Annotated in this window: 1 pseudogene; it reads left to right on the forward strand. The window is 47.4% G+C overall.

Annotated elements, in window-relative coordinates:
* Positions 1–742, forward strand: a pseudogene (locus ACFIK8_RS11265) (hypothetical protein); the annotation flags it as partial.

Here is a 742-nt window from a genome sequence, read left to right on the forward strand (position 1 = left end):
GATGAGAATGCAACGCTTGTTAATGTTTCTGACCTTTTGCGGGGTGGAAATACGGGAATGCAACGAAATACACGAGCGAGTAACACTGTTATTCTGGGTGATGGTGCATCTGCAAAGGGAGTGAGAGGTATCGCTATAGGCTATAACGCTCTGGCATCAAACAATGATGATGCTCTTGCTATAGGTTACATGTCTCAGGCTCTGGGAACAAGCAGTGTCGCAATAGGTTCCGAACATAATCCAGGGAACGGTCCGGACGATCGTACAACAGCGAAGGGTCGTTATACAACGGCTGTGGGTGCTATTGCTAGGGCTTTGGGGGATGGTTCAACTGCTATTGGTCATCGTTCACAGGCAGTTAGTCAGAATAGCCTTGCTTTAGGATATTATTCGGAAGCACGGACAGATGGAGCTGTCGCTATAGGTGGCAGTTCTGTAGCCAATAGGGCTGCTGGTGTGTTTGGTTATACTTCTTTGTTGCAGGGTCCTGCAAAAAACACTGAGGCGCAATGGAAAAGTACGCTGGGCGCAGTGAGTGTTGGTGATTATAGTAAGGGTAAAACCAGACAAATTACAGGCGTAGCAGCTGGCTCTGAGCCTGCCGATGCAGTGAATGTTAGACAGTTAAGAGACTTAGAAGACGTTGTAAGACAAAACGGTTGGGGACTCTCTGCTGGCGGTGCAAATGCTACAACTGTTCTTATGGGTAGTGGAGTAGATTTTTCTGCTGGAAGTACAAATC

This window comes from Bartonella sp. MR168JLCBS, from assembly GCF_042194175.1.